Origin of the sequence: Pantoea sp. XY16 (assembly GCF_025153065.1) — a bacterium.
Classification (GTDB): Bacteria; Pseudomonadota; Gammaproteobacteria; order Enterobacterales; family Enterobacteriaceae; genus Pantoea; species Pantoea alfalfae.
This window is the reverse complement of the sequence record NZ_JANZNP010000010.1, coordinates 203,315-223,822: the sequence shown is the minus strand read 5'-3', so window position 1 is coordinate 223,822 and position 20,508 is coordinate 203,315. Positions and strand designations below refer to the sequence as shown.

General features: G+C 56.0%; 19 protein-coding genes. 12 read left to right on the top strand and 7 right to left on the bottom strand.

Annotated features, from left to right (window positions below; translation table 11 throughout):
- The first annotated feature begins 1 nt into the window (after window position 1).
- Window positions 2–1,630 (top strand): isovaleryl-CoA dehydrogenase, encoded by a 1,629-nt coding sequence (locus N1689_RS15430; RefSeq protein ID WP_260059369.1) that lies wholly within the window; start codon window positions 2–4, stop codon window positions 1,628–1,630.
- Here the strand turns inward: N1689_RS15430 and bsmA are convergent.
- Window positions 1,604–1,930 carry a biofilm peroxide resistance protein BsmA gene (gene bsmA, locus N1689_RS15425; protein ID WP_033734041.1) on the bottom strand — a complete coding sequence of 109 codons (327 nt, stop codon included), beginning with the start codon at window positions 1,928–1,930 and terminating at the stop codon, window positions 1,604–1,606. The genes N1689_RS15430 and bsmA overlap by 27 nt on opposite strands.
- Before the next feature lie 56 nt (window positions 1,931–1,986).
- On the bottom strand, window positions 1,987–3,918 hold the full coding sequence (locus N1689_RS15420; RefSeq protein ID WP_222924942.1) for a methyl-accepting chemotaxis protein: 1,932 nt from the start codon (window positions 3,916–3,918) through the stop codon (window positions 1,987–1,989).
- A gap of 159 nt (window positions 3,919–4,077) precedes the next feature.
- Between N1689_RS15420 and yjfP the strand changes: the two genes are divergently transcribed.
- Entirely contained in the window at window positions 4,078–4,827 is a 750-nt protein-coding gene (yjfP, locus tag N1689_RS15415) for an esterase (RefSeq protein WP_253420175.1), read from the top strand.
- A gap of 49 nt (window positions 4,828–4,876) precedes the next feature.
- Here the strand turns inward: yjfP and N1689_RS15410 are convergent, their stop codons facing one another.
- Window positions 4,877–5,083 (bottom strand): hypothetical protein, encoded by a 207-nt coding sequence (locus tag N1689_RS15410; protein WP_013359170.1) that lies wholly within the window; start codon window positions 5,081–5,083, stop codon window positions 4,877–4,879.
- A gap of 404 nt (window positions 5,084–5,487) precedes the next feature.
- Here N1689_RS15410 and rpsF point away from each other — a divergent pair, with 404 nt between their 5' ends.
- From rpsF to rplI, 4 genes are read left to right on the top strand one after another with little or no spacing between them, the layout of a single operon-like run.
- On the top strand, window positions 5,488–5,883 hold the full coding sequence (rpsF, locus tag N1689_RS15405) for a 30S ribosomal protein S6 (protein WP_003855334.1): 396 nt from the start codon (window positions 5,488–5,490) through the stop codon (window positions 5,881–5,883).
- A gap of 6 nt (window positions 5,884–5,889) precedes the next feature.
- Window positions 5,890–6,207: a primosomal replication protein N gene (priB, locus tag N1689_RS15400; RefSeq protein WP_013359169.1), complete on the top strand. Its 318-nt coding sequence runs from the start codon at window positions 5,890–5,892 to the stop codon at window positions 6,205–6,207.
- 4 nt (window positions 6,208–6,211) lie between these two features.
- Window positions 6,212–6,439, top strand: coding sequence for a 30S ribosomal protein S18 (rpsR, locus tag N1689_RS15395; protein WP_002210155.1), 228 nt, complete (start codon window positions 6,212–6,214; stop codon window positions 6,437–6,439).
- Window positions 6,440–6,478: 39 nt separating this feature from the next.
- The gene (rplI, locus tag N1689_RS15390; protein WP_161734864.1) at window positions 6,479–6,928 is read left to right on the top strand and encodes a 50S ribosomal protein L9; all 450 of its coding nucleotides are present in this window, start codon (window positions 6,479–6,481) and stop codon (window positions 6,926–6,928) included.
- Between the two features lie 82 nt (window positions 6,929–7,010).
- Here the strand turns inward: rplI and N1689_RS15385 are convergent, their stop codons facing one another.
- Window positions 7,011–7,688: a LysM-like peptidoglycan-binding domain-containing protein gene (locus N1689_RS15385; protein WP_305884805.1), complete on the bottom strand. Its 678-nt coding sequence runs from the start codon at window positions 7,686–7,688 to the stop codon at window positions 7,011–7,013.
- A gap of 220 nt (window positions 7,689–7,908) precedes the next feature.
- On the opposite strand from N1689_RS15385, the gene fklB reads away from it, so the two are divergent.
- Window positions 7,909–8,529 (top strand): FKBP-type peptidyl-prolyl cis-trans isomerase, encoded by a 621-nt coding sequence (fklB, locus tag N1689_RS15380; RefSeq protein WP_010256433.1) that lies wholly within the window; start codon window positions 7,909–7,911, stop codon window positions 8,527–8,529.
- 46 nt (window positions 8,530–8,575) lie between these two features.
- Here the strand turns inward: fklB and N1689_RS15375 are convergent, their stop codons facing one another.
- Window positions 8,576–10,519: a bifunctional 2',3'-cyclic-nucleotide 2'-phosphodiesterase/3'-nucleotidase gene (locus N1689_RS15375; RefSeq protein ID WP_260059361.1), complete on the bottom strand. Its 1,944-nt coding sequence runs from the start codon at window positions 10,517–10,519 to the stop codon at window positions 8,576–8,578.
- Window positions 10,520–10,812: 293 nt separating this feature from the next.
- Between N1689_RS15375 and cysQ the strand changes: the two genes are divergently transcribed.
- The gene (gene cysQ, locus N1689_RS15370) at window positions 10,813–11,556 is read left to right on the top strand and encodes a 3'(2'),5'-bisphosphate nucleotidase CysQ (RefSeq protein ID WP_161734855.1); all 744 of its coding nucleotides are present in this window, start codon (window positions 10,813–10,815) and stop codon (window positions 11,554–11,556) included.
- A 66-nt stretch (window positions 11,557–11,622) separates the two neighbouring features.
- Here the strand turns inward: cysQ and N1689_RS15365 are convergent, their stop codons facing one another.
- The gene (locus N1689_RS15365) at window positions 11,623–12,180 is read right to left on the bottom strand and encodes a YtfJ family protein (protein ID WP_161734852.1); all 558 of its coding nucleotides are present in this window, start codon (window positions 12,178–12,180) and stop codon (window positions 11,623–11,625) included.
- A 315-nt stretch (window positions 12,181–12,495) separates the two neighbouring features.
- Between N1689_RS15365 and N1689_RS15360 the strand changes: the two genes are divergently transcribed.
- The gene (locus tag N1689_RS15360) at window positions 12,496–12,702 is read left to right on the top strand and encodes a DUF1107 domain-containing protein (RefSeq protein ID WP_003855513.1); all 207 of its coding nucleotides are present in this window, start codon (window positions 12,496–12,498) and stop codon (window positions 12,700–12,702) included.
- An 82-nt stretch (window positions 12,703–12,784) separates the two neighbouring features.
- Here the strand turns inward: N1689_RS15360 and N1689_RS15355 are convergent, their stop codons facing one another.
- On the bottom strand, window positions 12,785–14,107 hold the full coding sequence (locus tag N1689_RS15355; RefSeq protein WP_013359164.1) for a hemolysin family protein: 1,323 nt from the start codon (window positions 14,105–14,107) through the stop codon (window positions 12,785–12,787).
- 517 nt (window positions 14,108–14,624) lie between these two features.
- Between N1689_RS15355 and N1689_RS15350 the strand changes: the two genes are divergently transcribed.
- The 3 genes from N1689_RS15350 to N1689_RS15340 are packed head-to-tail and all read left to right on the top strand — an operon-like array spanning window position 14,625 to window position 20,460.
- On the top strand, window positions 14,625–16,340 hold the full coding sequence (locus tag N1689_RS15350; protein WP_202604986.1) for an autotransporter assembly complex family protein: 1,716 nt from the start codon (window positions 14,625–14,627) through the stop codon (window positions 16,338–16,340).
- Window positions 16,337–20,104: a translocation/assembly module TamB domain-containing protein gene (locus tag N1689_RS15345; protein ID WP_260059359.1), complete on the top strand. Its 3,768-nt coding sequence runs from the start codon at window positions 16,337–16,339 to the stop codon at window positions 20,102–20,104. Before N1689_RS15350 ends, N1689_RS15345 begins: the two co-directional genes overlap by 4 nt.
- 2 nt (window positions 20,105–20,106) lie before the next feature.
- Window positions 20,107–20,460, top strand: coding sequence for a gamma-glutamylcyclotransferase (locus N1689_RS15340; RefSeq protein ID WP_013359161.1), 354 nt, complete (start codon window positions 20,107–20,109; stop codon window positions 20,458–20,460).
- Window positions 20,461–20,508: the final 48 nt, after the last annotated feature.

The window sequence follows — 20,508 nt, the reverse complement described above, 5'->3', positions numbered from 1 at the left end:
TATGACCTGGACAACACACACCGTTTTTAATCAGCCCCATCCTCTGAGCAACAGTAACCTGTTCCTGTCCGACACGCCGCTTGGTGAGGCACTGTCACGCGAAGGCGCCGGATGGGATGGGGAATGGCTGGCGTCAGTCGGCCGCCAGCTGGGCAGCGCCGAGTCGCTGGAGCTGGGCCGACTCGCCAACGCTGAACTGCCTGAACTGCTGCGCTACGATGCCCGTGGCGTGCGCCTGGATGAGATTCGCTTTCATCCTGCCTGGCACCTGCTGATGCAGGGCGTCTGCGCCAGTCGTCTGCACAATCTCAGCTGGCAACCGACGGTGCGTGAACAGGCCAGCGTAGCGCGCGCTGCACGCTTTATTCTGCACGCACAGGTAGATGCGGGTACGCTCTGCCCGGTGACCATGACGCACGCCGCCATTCCGCTGCTGCAGACTTATCTGCCCGCCGCGTTTGAAAGCTGGCTCGATCCGCTGCTCAGCGACCGCTACGACACGCATACACAGCCTGGCGACCAGAAACGCGGATTGCTGATCGGGATGGGCATGACAGAAAAGCAGGGCGGCAGCGATCTGCTTACCAGCACCACCCGTGCCGAGCCGCTGGGTGCGCGCGGCGCGGGAGAAGCCTACCGACTGACCGGTCACAAGTGTTTCTTCTCAGTGCCGCAGAGCGATGCGCATCTGGTCCTGGCCCAGACGCCCGAGGGATTAAGCTGTTTTTTCCTGCCGCGTCTGTTGCCCGATGGGTCACGCAACGCCATCCAGCTTGAGCAGCTCAAAGATAAGCTGGGCAATCGCTCAAATGCCAGCTGCGAAGTGGAATTTCGCGACGCGACCGGCTGGCTGCTGGGTGAGGAGGGCGAAGGCGTACGACTGATCCTGAAAATGGCCGGTATGACGCGCTTTGACTGCGCGCTCGGCAGTCATGGCCAGATGCGGCGTGCCTTCTCAGTGGCGATCTGGCATGCCCATCAGCGTCAGGTCATGGGAAAAAATCTGGTGGATCAGCCACTGATGCGTCAGGTTCTGGCACAGCAGGCGCTGCAGCTTGAGGGGCAAACCGCCTTGCTGATGCGGCTGGCTCGTGCCTGGTCACAACCGGCCAAACCGCATGAGGTCGCCTTTGCCCGTTTATTTACGCCAGCGGCAAAATATGTGATTTGCAAAGCGGGTGCGCCGTTTGTGGCGGAATCGATGGAAGTGCTGGGGGGCATCGGCTACTGCGAAGCGAGTGAGCTGCCGCGCCTCTATCGTGACATGCCGGTCAACAGCATCTGGGAAGGATCGGGCAATGTGATGTGTCTTGACGTTCTGCGCGTACTCGCCCGTCACGCAGAGGTGACTGAGATGCTGAGTCAGGAGTTTGAGGCGGTAAAAGGGAGTAATCGTCATTTCGATACGCGCTGGCGTCAGCTGCGACTGAGGCTTAAGAACGTTCCCGAAGAGCAGGCGCGCGACGTCACCCACGCGCTGCTGCAGCTGGCGACAGGCGCTCAGCTACTGAAATACAGTGAGCCACCGCTGGCGGATGCGTGGTGCCAGCAGTGGCTCGACCAGCGGGGTTCACACCCGTCTGAGGCTGCAGTAACTGACCGGTTACTGGCCCGCGCCTGTGGCCGGTGAGGCACCATACAGAATTGCGCTGGCGTACCATAAACCGGGCATCACGGTTTCGCTTAGCATCACGATCTGATAGTAAGCCGCGCCAGCCTGATTAGCCTGGGCGGCGATGGCCCGCTGGGCATCATCCGGTGAGCCATGCACGTTAACGGTAATGTTACCCAGCTTCGGCAAACCGCCACTCTGTGCCCGTGAAATTTCCTGCGCCTGTTGGGTTGGCGCAGGCGGGGCTTTTGGCGTGGTTTCAAGCGCGGAACAGCCTGCCAGCAACAGACTGATTATCAGTAAGTAAGCGGAACGCATAGCCAAACCCCTGTTCAGGACGAAACAATAAGTGTATGTCATCGTCCTGAATGACGTCAGGATTTAAGGCTGAAAACGCTGACCAGCTGAGTCAGGTGATGCCCTTTATCACTCAGGTTCTGTGCGCTGTGTTCTGCCTGTGCCACCAGTTCACTGTTCTGATGGGTTGCCTGGCTGATCTGGTTCATCGCCAGATTCACCTGGCCGATACCCGCCGCCTGCTCCTGCGCTGCCACGTTGATCTCGCCCATCAGCGCCTGCACCTGTTCGATGTGGGTCACAATGTTGGTCATCGCATCACGCGTCTGCTCAGAGAGCTGGTGTCCCTCCGCCACGTTGCTGATAGAGGTGGCAATCAATCCATCAATCTCTTTGGCGGCCTGCGCGGAACGCTGTGCCAGCGCACGCACTTCTGCAGCCACCACAGCAAAGCCACGGCCCTGTTCACCGGCTCGTGCCGCTTCAACGGCCGCATTCAGTGCCAGAATATTGGTCTGGAAGGCGATCGACTCAATCACATGGGTGATATCCGCAATGCTTTGCGATGACACCTTAATGGCCGACATGGTGTTAACCGAGTGCACCACCGTCTGGCTGCCATGACTGACGATATCGCTGGCTTCGGCCACCAGTGACATCGCCTGACGCAGGCTGTCAGCGGTGTGTTCGACCGTGGCACCAAACTGCTCCATGCTGGCAGAGGTCTGCTCCACGCTGCTGGCCTGACGCCCGATCTGCTCGCTGATGTTATGGCTGCTGGCCGCGATGGTGTCCGTGCCGTCGCTGATCTCCTGCGCCGCGCCGCGCACCTGGCCGACGATTTTTTCCAGCCCATCGCCAATGCCGTTAATCGCAATAATCAACTGACCGACTTCATCACGACGGCGGGTATCCATATGGACCTGCAGATTTCCGGCGGCATACTGCTCCGCCAGATGGATCACCTGCTGTAGCGGACGGGTAATCGCCCGGCGGCTGTACCAGACAAACCCCAGTGCGAAGATCACCACCAGAATCAGTCCGGTAATCAGGAACAGGTTACGGCTGTGGGTAATCGGGGCGAGCAGGCTGGCACGGTTAACTTCACCGGTAATCACCCAGTTCCAGCCCGGCAGCTGCTGCCATGCCAGCATCTGCTGTTTACCGTTGATCTCCACCTGCTGCATACCCTGCGGCTGCGTCAACAGGGGCTGAAGTGTCGCGTCATCCCAGTCTGGCCGTTTCCCTTCATTTTGCTGATCGAACAGATACTCGCCCTGATTCTTGCCTGGCGTGCCGTTGAGCACATAGAAATGGCCGCTGTCGCCCAGCCGTCGCGCCAGGATTTTCTCGCGCATCAGGGCATACTGCTTATCAATGCCAACACCGACAAACAGGATGGCGACGACTTTGCCACTCTCATCTTTTACCGGCTGATACTGCGTGATGTAGCGATGGCCGAACAGCGTGGCCAGGCCGCGGTAGACTTCGCCCTGGTGAACACTCTTCCAGGCGGCACCGCTGCGGTCCAGCTGCGTACCGATGGCGCGACTGCCATCTTCTTTTTTCAGCGAGGTTGAAACACGGACAAAATCATCACCATCGCGCACGAAAATGGTCGCCACAGCGGCAGTGCGGTCGGTGAAATCGTCAACCGCGGTCTGATCGAGGTTCAGCGTTTTTAATCCGGCACGCAGCACCGGCGTCGAAATGGTACCCACCTGCACCCGCGAGCTTTCATCCAGGCTAAAGCGCCTGGGCAGGAAACTGGTAAATAAATCGGTGTAGTGAGCCACCTCTTCGGTGAGGGTGGCGTTAAACATGGTAGTCATTTCATAGATGCCCTGCACCTGGTTGTGCATGTCATCAATGGCGAGATTTTCCAGCTGGCGCGAGGCGTTGTGGCTTTGAGTCAGGGTCAGTACCAGCAACAGCAGCGCTACGCTGAGAGACGTCAGTACAGACAGCTTAACTCCGAGACTCAGTCCGCTGAGAGAGAGACGCTTCATAAATTACCTTTGATCAAGTTAGGGGAATACACGATCAACGGCACGCTGCGGAAAAAGTTTAGCGTGGAAAAGCATAACTAAGCGCAGCGGGGAATTTCGCAAATTAACCCGCAGAACGTACACTTGAACGGCACGCCTTGCCCCCGCTCAGGAGAGACCATGATTGAACTCACCACAGAAACGCTGGCCGGTATCGAATGCCTGCACGCCACGCCTGCCGGACAGCGGAATCAGCCGCTGCCGACCGTACTGTTTTATCACGGCTTCACCTCATCAAAAGAGGTCTACGCCTACTTCGCCGTTGCGCTGGCGCAGGCGGGATTTCGTGCAGTCATGCCGGATGCCGAGCTGCACGGCGCGCGTTTTCACGGTGACGCCGAAGCACGCCTGGGCCACTTCTGGGAAATACTGAAGCAGAACATTGATGAGCTGCCGCTGCTGGAGACTGCGCTGCGTAATAAGAATCTGATCGCTGACGGGCATTTCGCCGTGGCAGGTGCGTCGATGGGCGGGATGACGGCGCTGGGTGCGATGGCGCGTTATCCACAGATTCAAAGTGTCGCCTGCATGATGGGATCGGGCTATTTTATGCAGCTCAGCGAGTCGCTCTTTCCGCCGCTGGTGGCCGACACGCCAGAGCAGAAGGCGCAGTTTGCGGCCCGCATGGCACCGCTGGCGGACTATGATCCCTGCAATCGTCTGCAGGCACTGGCAAACCGACCGCTGCTGTTATGGCACGGCGAGGCGGATGAGGTGGTGCCCTGGGCGGAGAGCGTCCGACTGGAGCGCGCACTGCGTGAAAACGGGCTGGCGCAGCATCTGACCACGCTATCGGAAAAGCAGATTGGGCATAAGATCACCCCATCCGCATTGACGGCGCTGGTCAGCTTTTTTAAAGATCAGCTTTGAAAAATGAACGGGCGTAGAAGAACTCTGCCGCCCGTAAACTTACCGGCACTTACCAGTGTGCAGACGATTTTTCTGCTGTTCTGGCAGGCGCATTGACCGGGTTTCTTTCCGGCGTATCCAGACGGTTAACGTAGACATAACCCGATGCCGCTTCGCTGCTGTGACTTCTCATCTGCTGCGCACAGTCAGCATAGCTGGCAAGAGCGGGTGGAGACAGGAAGAGACCCAGTAAAGTGGCGATGACGAACGTTTTCATGCCCGACTCCTCACTTCAGGGAACACACTCTGAATGACGCCACGAAGCGAATCGTCGCGTCTTTATTCAGTTTAGCGACTGAGCATAGTATCGCCAGATCGTTCTTCTGAACCTCTTCGTCAGCGTTTTTGAACAAAGCGGCATTAACCCGCTGTATTCACGCCATTAGCACAAAAAGCCACGGTATCTGGCACGCTATCGGCAATTTGTTTAAATGTGCGCTTGAGTTCACGGGCCGTCACCAGTATGATTACGCGTCAATTTTTCAGCCGCATTCTCAGGCTGTGTCCCACAAACGCTCGTCACAGCGAACCTTTGTGGGACACAGCCTATAACGTTCCTTGCTTCCATGGGCCGCGGTTGACCCCGACAGGAGGCTGAATAATCCGTAAGGAGCAATTTCGATGCGTCATTACGAAATCGTATTTATGGTTCATCCTGACCAGAGCGAACAGGTTCCTGGCATGATCGAGCGTTACACTGGTGCTATCACTGGTGCAGAAGGCACGATTCACCGTCTGGAAGACTGGGGCCGCCGTCAGCTGGCTTACCCGATCAACAAACTGCACAAAGCGCATTACGTTCTGATGAACGTTGAAGCGCCGCAGGAAGCGATCGATGAGCTGGAAACGAACTTCCGCTTCAACGACGCCGTTATCCGTAGCATGGTTATGCGCGTTAAAAACGCGGTAACTGAAGCATCGCCGATGGTTAAAGCGAAAGATGAGCGTCGTGATCGTCGCGAAGATTTTGCTAACGAATCCGCTGATGAGTCAGATGCTGGGGATTCTGAAGAGTAATCCATCGTGACGGTCAATCGACTTCGCCTGTCAGGCACTGTGTGCAGGACACCGGTTCGAAGAGTTAGCCCGTCAGGAATTCCTCACTGTCAGTTCGTGCTTGAGCACCGCTCAGTGCAGGAGGAGGCCGGGTTTCACCGGCAAGCCTGGTGTCGTATGCCTGTTATTATTAGCGGCAGCGCCCATCAGGTGATTACTCAACATATAACGGTCGGCACGCAACTCACACTCGACGGTTTCATTAGTTGCCATCAGGCACGAAATGGCCAGAGCAAAGTGGTGTTCCATGCCGAGCAGATTGAATTGATAGATTCTGGAGACTAGCCTAATGGCACGTTATTTCCGTCGTCGCAAGTTCTGCCGTTTCACCGCGGAAGGCGTTGTTGAGATCGATTACAAAGACATCGCAACGTTGAAAAACTACATTACCGAAAGCGGTAAAATTGTCCCGAGCCGTATCACCGGTACTCGTGCAAAATACCAGCGTCAGTTGGCTCGCTGCATCAAGCGTGCGCGTTACCTGTCTCTGCTGCCGTACACTGATCGTCATCAGTAATCGGCAACTGTCCATTAACGACTTTAAGAGGATAAGGTAATGCAAGTTATTCTGCTTGATAAAGTAGCAAACCTTGGCACCCTGGGTGATCAGGTTAACGTTAAAGCGGGCTACGCTCGTAACTTCCTGGTACCACAGGGCAAAGCTGTTCCTGCCACCAGGAAAAACGTTGAGTTCTTCGAAGCACGCCGTGCTGAACTGGAAGCCAAACTGGCTGACGTTCAGTCTGCAGCAACTGCACGCGCTGAGAAAATCAATGCACTGGGCACGGTAACCATCACGTCTAAAGCAGGCGATGAAGGTAAACTGTTCGGTTCAATCGGTACCCGCGACATCGCTGATGCAGTGACTGCAGCAGGCGTTGAAGTTGCTAAGAGCGAAGTTCGTCTGCCGAACGGCGTTCTGCGCACTACCGGTGAACATGAAGTAAGCTTCCAGGTTCACAGCGAAGTCTTCGCTAAACTGAACGTGAAAGTTGTTGCTGGTTAATCCTGATTAACTAAGCACGACATCAACGCCGGCCCTGTGCCGGCGTTTTTGTTTTTATACCTTTGTTTATCCGCTGTTCGCATTACTGCGCGCGAATAAAGCTGCCATCGGGCTGACGGGTAAACAGCACCGGGCCGTTAGCGCCCTCCACCGTCAGACCTGTTACTGCACCCTGCGCATCCTGACGGATTTTTACCTGCTGACCACTTTTCAGTGTGCTGAGCGGCTGATCGCTACCCTCTACCCGCGCCATCGCAAACACATCATTGACCGGCAGACTGTTGTCACGGAACAGCTGCGCCAGCGTCTGACCGGAAGCGATGGTGAGGTTACGCCATTCCCCCTGAGAATCGGCTTTTGGCGTCTGCTGAGATTGTGAGGATGAAGGCTGGCGGGTACCGTTGTTTTCATAAATATCCGCCTGCATCGGTACCTCCTTCTCAGCCGAGGGTGTAACAGGCTGCTCAACCGGATAGCGCAATGTACTGGCGGGCCAGAGAAACGCCACCAGTATCACCAGCAGGGCAGCTACGATGCCCCGGCGGTGCGACGCTGGCAGCGGATCCATCCAGCGAATGTGGTCGGTAAAATGCCAGATACGCTGTAGCCAGCTCGGCAGGCGGGATGACGCGTCTGAAGCCATTCGGGGTTCCTCCTCTCCGGCAGGCTGCTGCGGCCTGCGTGCGGCCAGCCAGGTCTGTAGCCGGGTTACAATATGTTGTGCACGCATCCTGCGGCGGCGTGGGGCAATCTGGCCCATGTTTACTCTCTTATTCAGGTGCTACAGACGGGGTGATCCCCATCGATAGTTATAGTATGGGCAATACCGGCGCGAAGTGCCTGCCAGCATTGATAAATTTGACGGCTCTATTGTTTCTCTTTCATCAGTAAAAGTCATCTGCGACGCAGGGCATTTTACGCCAGCGGCCTGCACTGCTATGCTGCCGGTTCGAATTTATCCGAGAGTGAAAGGAACGAAGATGACTACCCCTTCTTTCGACAGCGTCGAAGCACAAGCAAGTTACGGTATTGGTTTACAGGTTGGCCAGCAGTTGCTGGAATCTGGTCTGCAGGGTCTGCAACCAGAAGCACTGCTCGCGGGTCTGCGCGACGCGCTGGAAGGGAACTCACCGGCCGTACCGGTTGACGTGGTTCATCGCGCACTGCGTGAAGTACACGAACGTGCAGAAGGCGTGCGCCGTGAGCGCACCGAAGCCATGGCAGCAGAAGGTCAGGCGTTCCTGCAGGAACATGCGCAGCGTGAAGGCGTGAGCAGCACCGAATCAGGCCTGCAGTTCAGCGTGATTACTCAGGGCGAAGGTCCAATCCCATCACGTCAGGATCGCGTACGCGTTCATTACACCGGCAAACTGATCGACGGCAGCGTATTCGACAGCTCGGTTGCCCGTGGCGAACCGGCTGAATTCCCGGTAAGTGGTGTTATCCCTGGCTGGATCGAAGCACTGACCCTGATGCCGGTTGGCTCAAAATGGGAACTGGTGATCCCACAGAACCTCGCGTATGGCGAGCGCGGTGCGGGTGCCTCTATCCCACCATTCAGCACCCTGATCTTCGAAGTCGAACTGCTGGAAATTCTGTAATACCCGGACGCTGCAACCAATCCGGTTGCAGCGTTTTTCTCCCGCCTTATTTTTGCTGTAAATTCACCTGCCACAGCGCAAAGCCAATCGCATCTGTGCCTTTGGGCTGAAGCGGATATTGCGCATGCTGCTGAATAAAGTTGGTCGCCTTATCACCCGGTGCCGTTTCAAACTGAATATTGAGCGGGGTGGATGCGGTAATCGGTGCCAGACGCCAGTTATTGTCCGCCTTCGGCTGCACTTCACCGTGTGCTTTGGTTTCCGCGCTGATATAAGCCGCAACCACTGCCCGGTTCTCGTCCGGCGAAGCAAAGGCAATGTACTTATCCCCGGTGCCAGCAAACTTGCCGCCGTAAGCGCGATAGTTATTGGTCGCGACCAGGAAAGTGGCCTGCGGATCGACGGGCTTACCCTGCCAGGTAAGCTGGCGGATACGTGAAGCATCCGGGTGGATCAGTTTACACTCCGCGTCGTAGCGCGCGGGTTGAGTCACATCGATCTGGTAATATACCCCATCGATCACATCGAAGTTATAGGTGCGGAAATCCCAGTTGATCAGCGACTGCGTTTTGCTGCTGTGTGGATCGATCTGGTTAAACTGGCCCGCAGAACACTCCAGCCACTCTTTGACCTGTGCGCCTGTGACTTTCATCACCACCAGCGTATTGGGATAGAGATAAAGGTCGGCGGCGTTACGGAAGGTCAGCGCGCCTTTCTCCACTTCGGTGTAGCTTGATGGGTCGTTTTTACGTCCGCCCGCTTTAAACGGCGCAGCAGCGGAGAGTACCGGCAGTCGGCCCAGATCCGGATCGCCCTGAATAAAGTGCTCCACATAGGCGCGTTGAGCATTATTGACGATCTGCACGGTTGGGTCGTCCTGAACCAGCGACAGATAGCTGTACATCACATCGGCGGACTTGCCGATGGGTTTCGCCACAAACTCCCGTGTCGCGCGGTGATCGTCAGCGAGCACTTTTACCAGCGTCGGATCCTCTGCGGCCAGTGATTTCTTTGCGGCGATGTCATAAATTGGCCGCGCCTGTGCTTTGCCGCTGCTTACCTGCCAGTGTCCATCTTCATTGCTCAGCACCAGATCGACCACACCCAGATGATCGCCCCACATGCCTGGCATCACTGCCGGAATCCCGTTCAGCGTGCCGTTAGCGATGTCTGCACCCTTAATGGCGGCGAACTCCTCACTGGGGAAGACTGCATGTGCATGACCAAACAGGATGGCATTGATGCCTTCTACCTGGCTGAGATAGTAAACCGAGTTTTCCGCCATCGTGTGATACGGCTCGCTGCTCAGGCCGGAGTGAGGGATAGCAATAATCAGATCGGCACCCTGCGCACGCATCTCAGGCACGTAGCGGCGTGCCGTTTCGGTGATGTCATCGACCCGTACCTTGCCCTGCAGGTTGGCTTTATCCCACACCATGATCTGCGGCGGCACAAAGCCGATATAGCCAACTTTCAGGGTCTGTGTTTTCCCCTCACGATCAACCACCGTGGTGGATTTGATGATATATGGGGTAAACAGCGGCTTGCCGCTCTTCACATCAATCACGTTGGCGTTCACATAAGGAAAGCGGGCGCCTGCCAGCGCTTTTTTCAGGTAGGGCAAGCCATAATTGAATTCATGATTACCGAGGTTGCCGACGCTGTAATCCAGGGTGTTGAGCGCCTTATAAACCGGATGAATCTCGCCATCACGTAACCCTTTGGCCGCCATATAGTCACCCAGCGGGCTGCCCTGGATGATGTCACCATTATCGACCAGCAGACTGTTCTTCACCTCCTGGCGCGCAGTGTGAATCAGCGTGGCGGTTCGCACCAGCCCAAACTTCGCGGTTGGCGTGTCTTTGTAATAGTCGAAATCCATCATATTGCTGTGCAGATCGGTGGTTTCAAGTATCCGCAAATCCACCGTTGCGGCCTGGGTGGCGACGGAAACGCTCAGGGCCAGTAACATCATTCCGGGCTTAGACATGCTTGCTCCTGCTGCAAATTAAATTAAGGCTCTCAAAATAATGTAAAAGCATGACAGATAGTCATTTTAAATCGTGATGGATATAACGTTTTGGTGCATCAGCCAGCGGCGGATTCTTATACGCCGGAGGCACATCGGCGCAGGCGTAGCGATAAGCGTATAACTATGGTATTGATATATCTATAAATTGATGGGTCAGCCTGCCTGTGCATGAGCACCGCAGGCTGAACTGCTAAAATGTCACTAGCTGGGGTGAACCTATCCCGCAGCAGACAGACACAACGAGGTGAAAAATGTTAGAGCAAATCTGCCAACTGGCACGCGAAGCGGGCGACGCGATTATGCAGGTCTATAACGATGCCGCGCCGCTTGACGTTTCTCACAAATCGGACGATTCACCGGTGACCGCCGCAGATATCGCGGCGCACCACGTTATCATGCAGGGCCTGAAGCAGTTATCGCCTGAAATCCCGGTGCTGTCAGAAGAAGATCCCCCTGCCTGGGAGGTGCGTCAGCACTGGCAGCGTTACTGGCTGGTCGATCCGCTGGATGGCACCAAAGAGTTCATCAAGCGTAACGGCGAATTTACCGTCAATATTGCGCTGATCGAAGCGGGCAAGCCAGTGATGGGCGTGGTTTACGCGCCGGTGCTGGGCGTAATGTACTCCGCAGCAGATGGCAAAGCGTGGAAAGAGGAGGGCGGTCAGCGTGAGCAGATTCATGCCCGTGACGCGCGTCCTCCGCTGGTGGTGGTAAGCCGCTCACATGGCGATGACGCCGAGATGAAAGAGTACCTGAAACAGCTGGGTGAACATCAGACCGTCGCCACCGGCTCTTCTCTGAAATTCTGCCTGGTGGCGGAAGGGAAAGCCCAGCTCTATCCCCGTTTCGGGCCAACCAACATCTGGGATACCGGCGCGGGTCATGCCGTGGCGATGGCCGCTGGCGCCCATGTTCATGACTGGCAGGGTAAAACCCTGGACTACGCGCCGCGCGAATCCTTTCTTAATCCTGGCTTCCGCGTCTCACTGTTTTAATGCTGTCTGAATTTGTAGGCTTATGAAATGCCGACGGTCGCTCTGTGACCGCCGGGATTTCAGCGATTACTCTTTCAGCAGTGAGGCCAGCAGCGCCATCACTTTTGTCACTTCATCCTGCGTCAGCGATCCATCCTTCACAAATCTCACCTTGCCCTGTTTATCCAGTACCACAATGGCGGAACCGCCCGACTGTAACTGCCAGGCATGCTGCACATTGCCCTTGCTGTCGATGACAAACTGCGACCAGGGATATTGCTGCTTGTTGGTCTCAACGCTGCTGCGCACAAACATGCCGGTGCCGGGAATGGCGTCATCGGTATTTACGATAGTGGTGGTCTGATAGCGCTCGTGCGGCAACTTCGCGGCTTTGATCGCCTCTATCAGTGCCGCATTCATCTCTTTAGCGGAGGAGCGGCCAGCAATATGCTGGACCACGCGAACTTTTCCACTAAGCTGCGCGCTATTCCAGTTTTTGTAGCTAAACTTCTTCTGCTGTAATAACAGTTCGCCCTTATCGTTGACGCCAATGGCGGGGACTCGTGATCCCAGCCTGAGGTCATGGGCCATCACGCTTGCTGGTATCAGCAAAGACAGCGCCACCGCGGTCAGAATGTTTCGCATTGCTATTTCCTTGAGTGATCGGACCAGTTAGTCATTTTACTGCAATAGTAAGCAGGGATGATGCGCCTGTCATGGAAAGGTGTCAGGTTTGTTATGGACACCACAATTCCTTAACCAATGAAGGTTTATACTGTCTTGTATGACGCTGATAACAGAGTGTTCTGTAATGATGTGTCAATTCAGTAAAAAAATTCACTTTTCGGAACACCAGTCGATTTTAGTGTTCTATAGTTATCGCGAATTCGCGCTTCATGGGCTGGAACCAAATTTGGAAACGGCGAAGCGTGCTTTAAAAATGTACAGGAGTTAGTCAGTATGAAGATCTTCCAGCGCTATAATCCGCTACAAATAGCGAAATATGTAAAAACGCTGTTCAAAGGAAGGTTGTATATCAAGGACGTTGGCGCGTTCGAGTTCGATAAAGGGAAAGTCTTAATCCCGCGCGTTAAAGACAAACAGCATCTGAGCGTGATGTCAGAAATTAACCGCCAGGTCGTTCGTCTCAAGCTTGAGTTCAACTAATATCAAGGGCGCCGATGGCGCCCTTAGTGTCTGGCCCGTCAGACTATTTTATTTGACAGTCTGAACCTGGCCCTGAGTCATTCTACTCTTCTTCGCTTTTCGTCATGCTCAGTACCGGCGGTCGTTCGTCGATGCGGGTCACCAGCAGCTGGTCGATGCGATAGCTATCAATATCCACCACCTCGAACTTGTAGCCAGCAAACTTCACAAAATCAGTACGCTTCGGAATCTTACGCAGCATATACATCATAAAGCCGCCGATGGTTTCGTAGTTGCCTGACTGCGGGAAATCATCAATGTCCAGCACGCGCATTACGTCATCAATGGGTGTGCCGCCCTCAACCAGCCATGAATTTTCATCGCGCGCCACAATCTGCTCTTCCATGCCCTGGCCCACCAGGTCACCCATCAGCGTGGTCATCACGTCATTCAGGGTAATGATGCCCACGACCAGCGCATACTCGTTCATGATCACCGCAAAATCTTCGCCAGCGGTTTTAAAACTTTCCAGCGCTTCGGAGAGGGTCAGCGTGTCCGGCACAATCAGCGCAGAGCGAATCTGCAGGCCGCTGTTCAGCGCCATACTCTGATTGCCCAGCACACGCAGCAGCAGCTCTTTAGAGTCGACATAACCGACGATATGATCGATATCACCGCTGCAGACCAGAAATTTAGAATGCGGATGCTCAGCGATTTTGGTCTTGAGGCTGGTTTCATCTTCATGCAGATCAAACCAGACGATATTCTCACGCGAGGTCATGGAAGAGGGAACGGTTCGTGATTCCAGCTCAAACACGTTTTCAATCAGTTCATGCTCCTGCTTACGCAGCACGCCCGCCAGGGCACCCGCTTCAACGACGGCATAGATGTCGTCAGAGGTGATGTCATCTTTGCGCACCATCGGCAGTTTGAATATACGGAAGAAGACGTTGGCCAGGCCGTTAAACAGAAACACCAGCGGACGCATCACCAGCAGGCAGAAACGCATTGGGTTGATGATGCGCAGCGCGATGGTTTCCGGGGCGACCATGCCGACCCGTTTCGGCGTTAAGTCGGCGAACAGGATAAAGAGGCTGGTGACGATGGTGAAAGAGCAGATAAAGCTGAGCTGCTCTGCCAGTTCTGGCGAGACAAAGCGGTTAAACAGGCCGCTGAAAACCGGTGAAAAGGCGGCGTCGCCGACAATACCGCCCAGGATGGCGACGGCGTTAAGGCCAATCTGCACCACGGTGAAGAACATGCCCGGCGTTTCCTGCATTTTAAGCACACGCTGCGCATTAACATTGCCTTCATCGGCCAGCAGTTTGAGTTTGATCTTACGGGCGGCCGCCAGCGATATCTCTGACAGAGAAAAAAAGGCACTGATTACGATCAGCAACAGAATGACAAGTAAGCTATCTAACATATGAGATCCAAAGGGTTATCCACTTGTCATTTTTGGCCTGGGCAGCGTGGGTAAGCGCAAACAGAGTTGGTTTATCCGTGAAACACAGCTATCCGTGCCAAAAATGTCTGCGCCTGTTCGACAGGAAAAAAGATGTCGGGGCAGAAATGAAAACAGGCGGAATGCCTGTGGTGGCAGATTATAGCAGGAGCGCTCATTGTGCCGCCAGAGGGCAAACCGCCGCATCGGACAGCATTAGCGTCCAGAGCAGCCGGTTATCGGCTCGGATTTATCTGGCTGAGTCATCTGAAATTGATCATTCCACTCCTCAGGAGTTGTATCGCGATCCTCATTTACCGACAATACCCTGTTATTTGACTTAGATGTCAGCGTTGCGCCGCCGTTTACCATAAAGTGCGGCTATGATGAGGGTGTTGCCGTTGCGGTAGTGCGGGCAAAGATGATTAATAAGTGCCCCGCGGAAAAGGGGCCGGCATGATTAACAGGAGTACAGGTGCCACGATTTTATGTTTATTGCATGGCTGGCCTGCTGCTTGCCGCGCCCGCCCTTGAGGCGGCGACAGTGCGATTACAGGTAGACGGCTTAACCGGGGATCTTCAGAGAAATGTCAGGGCGCGCCTGTCGACCATCGGCAGCGATGAGGTCTCTAACGATGGCCGTTTTCGCGCGCGTGTTTCTGTTGCGATAAAAGAGGGGCTACGTGCACTCGGTTATTATGAGCCCACCATCGATTTTGAATCCCGCCCCGCGCCTGCGCAGGGCGGACGCCCGGTATTAGTGGCCCATGTCACCCCTGGCGAGCCTGTCAAAATCGGCGGCAGCACCATCGTCGTTGAAGGCGATGCGCGCAATGATCCCGATTACAAAGCCTGGGTGAAGCAGGGACGGCCCAAAGTGGGCGCGCAGCTTAACCACGGGCAATATGACAAATTCAAAAGCGGTTTCTCAAATCTTGCGCTGCGTAACGGCTACTTCGACGGTACGTTTAAAAAAAGCCAGCTCGGCGTCTCGGTAGAGCGGCGTGAAGCCTTCTGGGATATTGATTACGACAGCGGCGAGCGCTATCGCTTTGGCGACGTCACGTTCCAGGGGTCGCAGATTCGCGAAGAGTACCTGCAGAATCTGGTGCCGTTCAAAGAGGGGGATTACTACAGTTCCCGCGATTTAGCCGAACTGAATCGTCGCCTTTCCGCCACCGGCTGGTTTAATTCGGTGGTGGTCGCGCCGGAATTCAGCAAGGGACGCCAGACCAAAGTCCTGCCGCTGAATGCCGTGATGTCGCCCCGCACCGAAAATACTATTGAAACCGGTGTCGGCTACTCCACAGATGTCGGTCCGCGCCTGAAAGGCACCTGGAAAAAACCGTGGATCAACGACAGCGGCCACAGCCTGGCGGCCAGCGCCTACGTTTCTGCGCCGGAACAGCAGGTCGATCTCAGCTACAAAGTGCCGCTGCTGAAAAGCCCGCTGGAGCAGTATTACACCTTCTCTGGCGGTCTGAAGCGCACCGACCTCAACGACACGAAAGCCGATACCACGACGCTGGCGATGTCGCGCAACTGGGACAGCAGCAGCGGCTGGCAGAAGGCCGTTAACCTGCGCTGGAGCCTGGACCACTTTACGCAGGGCAGCGTGACCAACACCACGATGCTGCTCTATCCCGGCGTCAGCGTAAACCGCACCCGTTCGCGTGGCGGTCTGATGCCGACCTGGGGCGATTCACAGCGCTACTCGGTGGACGTCTCTGATACGACCTGGGGTTCGGACGTTGACTTTCTGATCCTGCAGGCGCAAAACGTCTGGATCCGCACGCTGGGCGACAGCCATCGCTTTGTGGCGCGCGGCAATCTTGGCTGGATCGAAACCAACGACTTTGACAAAGTGCCGCCGGATCTGCGCTTCTTTGCCGGGGGTGACCGCAGTATTCGTGGCTACAAATACAAAAACATTTCCCCGCGTGATGACGACGGCAAACTCACCGGTGCATCCAAACTCGCCACCGGATCGTTGGAATATCAGTACAACGTCACCGGGAAATGGTGGGGCGCGGTGTTTGTCGACTCGGGCGAAGCGGTTAACGACATCAAGCAAAGTAACGTCAAAACCGGTGCGGGCGTCGGCGTACGATGGTCTTCACCGGTTGGCCCCATCAAATTTGATATCGCCAGACCTATCGGGGATGACGAGGCACATGGATTACAATTTTACGTAGGGCTGGGGCCAGAACTATGAAGCTGTGGAAAAAGGTCCTGATCGGTATTCTGATCTTTCTGGTACTGCTGTTGGGCGGCGCGGCATTTTTAATCGGTACCACGCCTGGGCTGCATTTAGTGCTGAAAGGGGCATCGCGCTGGGTGCCCGGCCTGTCAATCAAACAGGTCGATGGCGGCTGGCGTAACCTGACGCTCAACGGTCTGCGCTATGAAATGCCAGGCGTCAGCGTGGATGCCGGGCAGATTCATCTGGCGGTGGATCTCAACTGCCTGCTGCACTCCTCCGTGTGCGTTAACGACGTCTCCCTGCACGATATCAGCGTGGTCGTTGACAGCAAGAAGATGACACCTGCTGCACCTGCGCCGGAAGAGGAGAGTGGCAGCACTAACCTCAGCACGCCATACCCGATTACGCTGCGTCATCTTGGCCTGCACAACATCAATGTCAAAGTGGATGACACGGCGATCTCGCTGCTCGACTTCACTACCGGCCTGCAATGGCAGGATCGCGCGCTGACGCTGAATCCGACCCATATTCAAAGCCTGCTGATTGCGCTGCCGAAAGCGGCGAAAGTGGTCAATGACGAGGTAGTAGAACCGAAAGTCCAGGAGCCCCATCCTGCCGAGAAACCGCTGGGTGAAACGCTGCAGGCGATGTTTGCCCAACCGCTGCTGCCTGCGCTGCCCGATTTCCGTCTGCCGCTGGATATTGAGGTTCAGCAGATTCTGGGCGAACAGCTGCGCATTACCGGCGATACCGATATCTCCGTCAGCCGGTTGCTGCTGAAAGCTAAAACCGCCGATCGTCAGATGCAACTCAGCACGCTGGAGGTGGACTCGAACCTCGGCAACCTGAAGGGTAGTGGTCAGGCGACGCTGGCGGATAACTGGCCGGTCGATTTCTCCCTTAACGGTACAGTTAACACCGATCCGATTAAAGGCGAAAAGCTGGCGCTGAAACTGAATGGCGCGATGCGCGACGAGCTGAAGATGGGGCTGAACCTCTCCGGTCCGGTGAATGCGCAGCTGGACGCCACGACCCAGCTGGCGGTGGCGGGACTGCCGCTGTCACTGAAGCTGACCAGCCCGCAGCTTCGCTGGCCGTTAACCGGCCCGGTACAGTACCAGGCGGATAACCTGGACTATCAGTTCAAAGGCAAAGCCACTGACTATGTGATGTCACTGCAAACCGCCGTGAAGGGCGAGTCCGTACCACCAGCCACTATCTCGCTGACGGGTAAAGGCAATGTTGAGCAGTTCAGCCTGGATCGCCTGCGCGTGGCTGCATTGCAGGGCAACATCGATCTCACCGCGCTGGTGGACTGGAGCAAGGCGATCAGCTGGCGCAGTGAGCTGACGCTGGCCGGGATCAACACCGCGAAACAGTATCCTGACTGGCCGGCGCGGCTGGATGGAAAAATTACCACCCGCGGCAGCCTTTATGGCGGCAGCTGGCAGTTGAGTGTGCCGCAGCTTCAGCTGAAAGGAAACGTGAAGCAGAACGCCGTGACCGCTGACGGCTCACTGACCGGTAACAGCTACAACCAGTGGACAGTGCCGGGCATTAAGCTGGCGCTGGGACGCAACCATCTGGATGTCAAAGGGGCGTTGGGTGACAGTCTGGATCTCGATGCCAGCATCGACGCACCGCAGCTCGATAATGCACTGCCCGGTCTGGGCGGTGTCGTCAACGGCACCCTCAAAGCGCGCGGCACCCTGAAGGCGCCGCAGCTGCTGGCCGATCTCAACGGTCGTGGTCTGCGCTGGCAGCAGATGCAAATTAATCGCGTTACGCTGAATGGCGATGTGCGTTCCGGCGAACAGGTGGCGGGTAAACTGCAACTGCGCGTCGAGCAACTGAAGCAGGATGCGCTGAACATCAGCCTGCTGACGCTGAATGCGGATGGCAACGAGCGTCAGCATCAGCTGAAGCTGAATGTGCAGGGCAAACCGGTCTCTGGCCAGCTGGCGCTCAATGGCAGCTTTGATCGCCAGACCGAACGCTGGAGAGGCTCGCTGAACGATACCCGCTTTGATACGCCTGTCGGCGAGTGGCGTCTGACCCGCGCGATGGCCATCGACTATCTCAACAGCCGCCAGACGGCGACCATTGGGCCGCACTGCTGGCAGAACCCGAATGCACAGATTTGTGTACCAGAGCCGGTAGAAGCCGGGCCGGAAGGCAAGGCGCATGTCGTGCTGAATCGCTTTGACCTGGCGATGGTGAAGCCGTTTATGCCGGATGCGACCCAACTCAGCGGCCTGTTCAGCGGTGATGTGCGCGTCAACTGGACGGCCGACGGCGCGCTGCCGACCGGAACCGTGGCGCTGAAAGGCAATGGCGTGAAAGTGGTGCAGGATGTGCAGGGCAATAACCTGTCCATCGCCTTTGATACGCTGAACCTCAATGCCGCGCTGCGTAATGGACGCGCCCAGCTCGACTGGCTGATCCGCATCGCTAATAACGGGCAGCTGGATGGCAGTGTGCAGATCGACGATCCGCAAAACCGGCGCACGCTGGGTGGCAACGTTAACATCCGCAATATCTCGCTGGCGATGCTCAATCCGGCCCTGATGCAGGGTGAGAAAATCAAAGGCAGCCTGAACAGCAGCCTGCGTCTGGGTGGCAGCATCCAGCAGCCACAGGTGTTTGGTCAGCTGGGTCTGACGGGTGTCGATGTGGATGGCAACTTTATGCCGGTCGATCTCACTGCCGCTAACCTGAATCTGGTGTTCAACGGAATGAGTTCGACCCTGAACGGGCTGGTGCAGACCGGGCAGGGCAACATCAACCTTAGCGGTAACGCGGACTGGAGTCAGCTTGATAACTGGCGTGCGCGCATTGCGGCGCAGGGCAGCCGGGTTCGCGTGACCGTGCCGCCGATGGTGCGTATGGACGTCTCGCCGGATCTGGTATTTGAAGCGACGCCAGCCGCCTTTAACCTTGATGGCCGGGTCGACATTCCGTGGGCGCGCATCACGGTGCAGGAAGTGCCGGAAAGCGCCACTGGCGTCTCGTCGGATGAAGTGATGCTGGATAAACAGCTGAAGCCAATCGCACCGCAAACCGCCGCGATTCCGATTAACAGTAATCTGGTGATCCATGTCGGTAACGATGTGCGGCTCTCAGCATTTGGCCTGAAAGCGAAACTGAATGGCGATCTGAAAATGGTGCAGGATCGGTCAGGACTGGGCTTAAACGGTCAGATCAATATCCCATCAGGTCGCTTCCACGCCTACGGTCAGGATCTGATTGTGCGTAAAGGCGAACTGCAGTTTGCTGGCCCGCCGGACCAGCCTTACATCAACCTGGAAGCCATCCGTAACCCGGATGCGACTGAAGATGGCGTCACTGCCGGTCTGCGCGTCACCGGCCTTGCCGATGAGCCGAAAGCAGAGGTCTTCTCCGATCCGGCGATGTCGCAACAGGAAGCGCTTTCCTACCTGCTGCGCGGTCAGGGACTGGGCAGTGACGGCGACAGTAACGCCCTGACTTCGGCTCTTGTTGGCTTAGGGGTTGCACAAAGTGGGCAGGTTGTGGGTAAAATCGGGGAGACATTCGGTGTCAGTAATCTGGCCGTTGATACTGCGGGTGTTGGCGATAGCCAGCAGGTGCAGGTCAGTGGCTATGTACTACCGGGTCTGCAGGTAAAATACGGTGTTGGCATATTTGATTCACTGGCGACGTTAACCTTGCGTTACCGCCTGATGCCTAAACTCTATCTGGAAGCCGTGTCCGGTGTGGATCAGGCTCTCGATTTGCTCTATCAGTTTGAGTTTTAGCAATGCGAATAATTGTCTACGGCAGTTTACGGCGCAAACAGGGAAACAGTCACTGGATGACGAATGCGCAGTGGCTGGGTGATCACCAGATTGAAGGCTTTGAGCTTTACAGTCTGGGGCATTATCCCGGCGTCATAGAGGGCAATGGAGCGGTACAGTGTGAAGTGTACCGCATTGATGCCTCAACCCTTGCGGAGCTGGATGCGCTTCGCACCAAAGGGGGAGAGTACAAACGTTATCTGACTCAGACGCCGTTTGGCAGTGCATGGCTTTATGTCTATCAACGCTCAGTGGCAGGACGCCAGCGCATTATGAGTGGTGACTGGCTGAAGCGCGATGAGGAGCCAGAGGCCTGAACAAAAACACCGTCCAGTTGGACGGTGTTTTTTTTTTCGACTCACAAA